Source organism: Mycobacterium sp. E342 (genome assembly GCF_001667665.1).
Classification (GTDB): Bacteria; Actinomycetota; Actinomycetes; order Mycobacteriales; family Mycobacteriaceae; genus Mycobacterium.
Genome location: NZ_LZJM01000038.1, coordinates 1 through 6,022, shown reverse-complemented (window position 1 = coordinate 6,022; position 6,022 = coordinate 1). Strand labels below are relative to the sequence as shown.

Here is a 6,022-nt window from a genome sequence, read left to right as displayed (position 1 = left end):
GCTGGAAATCTCCTGTAAATGAGTGATTCGCGTTGCCGAATGCGCGCAATTCGGTTTAACTGCGAAGTAGGTAAACCACGTTGCTAATGCGGCAGATCCGCAATTGGCAAGGCGCGATGGCGCCAGGGACCGCGATAATTCGCCGTCATCGCCGACGGGCGACGGCCCCTCGGAACAATCCAGTCCATTTGTGCGGCGGCCACGACGCGAAAGATAACCGGCCATTCATTTGGTCATTGCCCAGGATCGTGCCCGCCGTGTCGGCTGAGTCCTGTGGGATCCCGCGATCTCGGCCGATCCGCGGGGCTGGACGCGCCGCGAGATTCGCTGCCCGCGACCGGCTGACGAAGGGGGACCATATGCTTGACTATGGGGCACTGCCGCCCGAGATCAATTCGGGCCGAATGTATTCCGGCCCTGGCTCCGGACCGATGCTGGCGGCGGCCGCGGCGTGGGACGTCTTGGCCAACGGGCTGGAATCGGCGTCGCGTGGCTGCACCTCTGTGCTAGCACGATTGCAAGGCGACAGTTGGTCTGGCGGCGCGTCGGCGGCGATGGCCGGCGCGGCCACGCCCTATGTCGCGTGGGTGGCCGATGCGGGCATGCGGGCCGAAGAGGCCGCAAGCCAGGCCCGGGCGGCCGCGGCGGCTTTCGAGGCCGCCCTCGGCGCCACTGTGCCACCGGCACTCGTGACGACCAACCGTGCCCAGCTGCGGGCGCTGGTGGCGACGAACGTGTTCGGACAGAACACCGCGATGATCGGGGCGACCGAGTCCGCGTATGAGGAGATGTGGGCGCAAGATGCCGCCGCGATGTACGGGTATGCCGGGACCTCGTCGGCCGCGACCACGCTGCGGCAGTTCAACCAGCCGCCGCAGACCACCAACGCCGGCGCGCAATCCGCACAGGCCGGGGCGGTCGGCCAGGCCACTGGCACCTCAGCGGCCGGGAACGCCCAGGGCACCCTGTCGCAACTGACATCGGCTGTGCCACAACAGTTGCAAACCCTTGCGTCGGGAGGTGCCTCGGCCTCCTCGGCAGGCCCCACCTCAGCGGGGTCGTCGGTACTGACCGCATTCAGCAATTTCAATACCCTCACCGGCCCGGCGAGCTTGGCCTCCAACTTCAGTCGCACCAGCACCTCGGCGATGAGCGGCTACACCGGGATATACCGGTCCTCCATCCAGGCCGGTAAAGACGCCGCCAAGGCGGCGGCCACCCCCGCTGTCAGCAGTGAGACGGCGGCGTTGAGTTCGGCCGGCTTACGCCCGCCGGTGCTCGCCAGTACGGGCAATGCCACGGCGGTGGGGAGACTGTCCGTTCCACAGACCTGGGCGACGACGAATCCGGCGGCCGTCACGGTTGCCGATGCGCACTGGCTGTCGGACACCGAGCTCGACGGTGGGCCGTCCTGGCACGAAGGGCCGCCGACCAACATGTTCAACGGAGTACCGGCAACGAGTGCCGGGGCATCGTCTTCCGGGCTGTTGTCACGTCCCTCGGTCAACAATGTGTTGCGGGTGACGCCACGCCAATTCAAGATGCCGCGACCTTCGGCGGGCGGCTAGCTGCGAATCGCGCTCGTCAGCGCACACAAAACCGCAAATCATTTGTTGCGCGAGACCCGCGCGACGGTTGACACCCGGCCAGGAAAGGGAGTTGGATGTTTGATTTCGGGGCACTGCCGCCCGAAATGAACTCGGCGAGAATGTATTCCGGTCCCGGTGCGGGACCTATGATGGCGGCCGCAGCGGCCTGGGACGCACTGGCCGCGGAGCTGGAGTCATATGCGATCGGTTACACCTCGGTGGTCGCCGATTTAAGCCAAAGCTGGTCGGGCGGTGCGGCTATGGCGATGGCGACCGCCGCCGCACCGTATGTGGCATGGGCTTCGGCGACGACGACGCTCGCCGAGCAATCGGCAGCACAAGCTCGAGCGGCGGCGGCCGCCTACGAGGCGGCATTCGCCGCGACGGTGCCTCCGGCGATGATCGTCACCAACCGCACGCGGCTGGCGATTCTTGTCGCCACCAACTTCTTCGGCCAGAACACACCGGCGATCGCGGCGACCGAGCTCGAATACGCCGAGATGTGGGCGCAGGACGCCGCCGCGATGTACGGTTACGCCGCGTCCGCTTCTGCCGCGACCGCGCTGACGCCGTTCGCCCCGCCGCCACATACCACGAATGGCGCCGGGCAATCCGGCCAGGCGGCCGCGGTCGCCCAAGCCACGGGCACCTCGACCGCCGGACATGCTCAGACGACGGTGGCTGGACTGGCGCCAACCGTTTCACAACAGCTGCAAACACTCTCGGCAGCGAGCGCTTCGAGCCCCGGTACCACGCCGGCGTCCGCTTCGGCGGAGTCGTCGATACTCACCGCATTCAGTGACTTCAACAACCTGACTGGACCGGCGAATCTCGGCGCGGCCTTCAGCCGCACAGAAACCTCGGGCATGAGCGGCGGGACGGGCCTCTACCGCTCCGACATCCAATCGGGCCCCGCCGGTGTCCCCGTTCCTCGCGCCGCCACCGTCTCGGAGGCGGCGGGCTCGGCGGGCGTGCGCGGTCCGGTGCTCGCGGACATGGGCGGGGCGGCGCCGGTCGGCAAACTGTCGGTCCCCCAGAACTGGGTGACCGCCAACCCCGTCAGCAGCGGCCCGGTGCCGGTGCGGGAAGCCAGCTTTCGGGCGACGGCCCCGTCCCAGGCCCACTCGCCCGCGAGCACGTTTGGCGGCGTACCGCCTACGCGGCCGGGGCAGGGAACCACCGGGGTGCCCGTCCTGCGCAACGGGCGGCGCACATTCAAGATGCCCCGTCCGACTTCCGGCGGCTAAATCGACTCTCCGCCGCGGTCAGGACGCCGACGACGCGGTCTCGGAAGCGGCCAACTCGTCGCACAGGTGCTCGGCCAAATCACGCACCGTGGTGATCTTGGTGGGGCTGACGCGCACACCCGTTTCGGTTTCGATCCGGGTTCGCAGCTCCAGGTTGCCGAGCGAGTCCAGGCCGTAGTCGGACAGCGGACGGTCGGGATCGATCGTGCGCCGCAGCAACAGGCTGAGCTGGCCGGAGACCAGCCGGCGGATGGCCGAGGGCCACTCCTCGCGGGGCAGCGCGTTGAGTTCGGCCAGGAATTTGCCCGTGTCCGGTCTGCCCTGGGCCACCGATCCGAACGCCTCGGCGAAGCGGCTGCGTTGCGCGAAGGACGTCAGCCACGGCGTCCCCATGATGGGCGCGTAGCCCGAGTAGGGCCGGTCGTAGCGCAGCAGGGTGTCGAACGCGCGGTAGCCCTCCGGCGGCGTGATCGCGATGCCGGCGTCTTCCGCCAGGGCCGTGGCGCGCCCGACCTCGGACCACGCGCCCCACGCGATCGCGGTGCCCGCCAGGCCCTGGGCGCGGCGCCAGTGCGCGAACGCGTCCAGCCAGCTGTTGGCCGCCGCGTAGGCGCCCTGCCCGGGGGAGCCGACCAGGGCGGCGGCCGAGGAAAACGCGCAGAACCAGTCCAGCGGCTCGCGGGCCTGCCTTTCCTGCAAGGCCAGATGCAGGCGCCGGGCACCGTAGACCTTCGGCGCCCAGCACCGGTCGATCAGTTCGTCGGTGACGTTGGTCAACGTCGCGTCCTCCACGACCGCGGCCGCGTGCAGCACCCCGCGTACCGGCAGCCCGGTCGCACCCGCGGATGTGACCAGGCGTTCGGCCGTGCCCGGCTCGGCGATGTCGCCGCACTCCACCGCGATGTCGGCCCCGCCGGCGCGCATCCGCTCGATGGCTTGGCGCGCGTGCGCGTCGGGTGCCGAGCGGGAGTTGAGCACGATGCGCCCGGCGCCGCCGGCGGCCATCTCGGCGGCCAGGAACAGGCCCAGGCCGCCCAGGCCGCCGGTGACGACGTAGGCGCCGTCGGCGCGGAACGGCCGCACCTGCTCCGGGGGGACCGCCGCCACGGTCCGTCCCCCGCGCGGCACGTCGAGCACTACCTTGCCGGTGTGTCCGGCGGCGGCGACCAGGCGGACCGCGGCGGCCGCGTCGTGGATCGGGTAGTGCGTCGTCCGCGGCGGCGGCAGCTCGCCGTCGGCCGTGCGTTGGTACACGGTGGTCAGCAGGCGACGGACCGTCTCGGGGTGGCTGAACGTCAGCAGCGCCAGATCGACCGCGAACAACGACAGGTTCCGGCGGAACGGGAACAGCCCCAGGCGTGTGTCGCCGTAGATGTCGCGCTTGCCCAGCTCGACGAACCGCCCGCCGAAGGCCAGCAGTTCGATGCCCGCGCGCTGCGCGGCGCCCGGCAGCGAATTGAGCACCACGTCGACGCCGTACCCGCCGGTGTCGCGGCGGATCTCGTCGGCGAACGCCGTGCTGCGCGAATCGTAGACGTGCTCAATCCCCATGTCGCGCAGCAGTTGCCGGCGCTGCGGGCTGCCCGCCGTCGCGAAGACCTCGCAACTCGCGGCCCTGGCGATCGCGATGGCGGCCTGCCCGACTCCCCCGGTGCCGGAGTGGATGAGCACCTTGTCGGTCGGCGCGATGCGGGCCAGGTCGTGCAGGCCGTACCACGCCGTCGCCGCCGCGGTGGGCACCGCCGCCGCGTCGTCCAGCGGCATGCCGTCCGGGAGGGTGACCGCGTGCCGGGCGTCGGCGATGACGAAGGTGCCCCAACATCCGTTCCGGGACAGGCCGCCGACCCGGTCGCCGACCTTGTGTTCGGTGACGCCGGTCCCGACGGCGGTCACCACACCGGCGAAGTCCCCACCCAGCTGCTGTCGGTAGCCCTCGAAGGTGGGATAGCGGCCGAAGGCCACCAGCACGTCGGCGAAGTTGATGGTGGACGCGGCCACCGCGACCTCGATCTCCCCGGGCCCCGGCGGCACGCGGTCGACCGCGGCGAACTCCAGCGATTCGAGGTCGCCCGGGGTGCGGATCTGCAGGCGCACGCCGTCGCGCCCGTGATCGACGACCGTGCTGCGCCGTTCGGCCGGACGCAACGGACCGGGCCGCAGCCGCGCCGTGTACCACCGGCCGTCGCGCCACGCGGTCTCGTCCTCTTCCGATCCGCTCTTACACTGCAGCGCAACATGTTTGGGTTCGGTCGCCGCGTCGATGTCGATCTGCGTGACGCTCAGGTGCGGATGCTCGGAATCGATCACCCGTAGCAGTCCGCGCAGCCCGGTCTGCTCGAGGTTTGCCACGTCGCCGGCGGCCACGGTCGCGGCGTTGCGGGTCAGCACGAAAAGCCGGGGCGCCTCGCCTGGCAGCTCGGAGAGCTCACGGGCGATGGCCGCCAGGTGCGAAACGTAGTCCCGGCCGCGACGGGTTTCGTCGGCGCCGCCGGCCCCCGGCGCGGTCACCACGACGACACCGGTGAGGCCCTTCAGCGGCCCGTGCCCATTCGAGGGCAGCTCGGCGGCGCCGGACAGCAGCGCGCGCAACCGAGCCGATTCCACCGAGCCGAGCGGCAAGGACACCGTGGCGCATTGGGCGCCATCGCAATTCAATGCCTCGCCCAGTTGGGCGGTCACCGGGTCCGCCACGTCGCAGGCGCTGAGCAACAGCCACGAACCCGGCTCGCCGCCGGGCGGGTCCGGGAGTTGCCGGGGCTCCCATTCGATGGTCAGCAACCGCTCGTTGAGCAGCCGGTGCGACCGCTCCTCTTCGGAGACCCCTCCGGCCAGCCGCAGTCCCTCGATCCTGCACAGCACGGTTCCGGCCGAGTCCAGCACGTCGAGGTCGGCCTCGCACTCGCCCGGGCCCGACGACGTCACCCGGGCGAGGCAGTACTGCGCATTGCGCGTCGAGGCATAGCTGCGCAACCTGCGCACACCGACCGGCAACAGCAGGCCGCCCGCGCCCGCCTCCTGCACCCGGGGATGGACGACGACCGACTGGAAGCAGGCGTCGAGCAGGGCGGGGTGAACGGCGTAGCCCGACTGCTGCGAACGGATCGCACCGGGAAGGGCCACCTCGGCGAGCACCGTGCCCGCGTCCACGTCGCCCACGAGCGCCGCGGCCAGGCCCGAGAATGCCGT

At 70.6% G+C, this 6,022-nt stretch carries 3 protein-coding genes; 2 read left to right on the top strand and 1 reads right to left on the bottom strand.

Annotated elements, in window-relative coordinates; genetic code table 11:
• The first annotated feature begins 359 nt into the window (after window positions 1–359).
• The gene (locus A5692_RS02095) at window positions 360–1,568 is read left to right on the top strand and encodes a PPE family protein (protein WP_068051552.1); all 1,209 of its coding nucleotides are present in this window, start codon (window positions 360–362) and stop codon (window positions 1,566–1,568) included.
• A gap of 95 nt (window positions 1,569–1,663) precedes the next feature.
• Complete coding sequence (locus A5692_RS02090; RefSeq protein ID WP_068051550.1) at window positions 1,664–2,836, top strand: PPE family protein; 1,173 nt, start codon at window positions 1,664–1,666, stop codon at window positions 2,834–2,836.
• 18 nt (window positions 2,837–2,854) lie between these two features.
• On the opposite strand, the gene A5692_RS02085 is transcribed toward A5692_RS02090, so the two are convergent.
• Window positions 2,855–6,022 (bottom strand): SDR family NAD(P)-dependent oxidoreductase (locus A5692_RS02085; RefSeq protein ID WP_156765883.1); only part of this gene is annotated, 3,168 nt, incomplete at its 5' end.

Excerpts from the sequence above, each read along its gene's own strand:
- A5692_RS02095 (WP_068051552.1), top strand. The coding sequence starts at position 360 with ATGCTTGACTATGGGGCACTGCCGCCCGAGATCAATTCGGGCCGAATG.
- A5692_RS02090 (WP_068051550.1), top strand. The coding sequence starts at position 1,664 with ATGTTTGATTTCGGGGCACTGCCGCCCGAAATGAACTCGGCGAGAATG.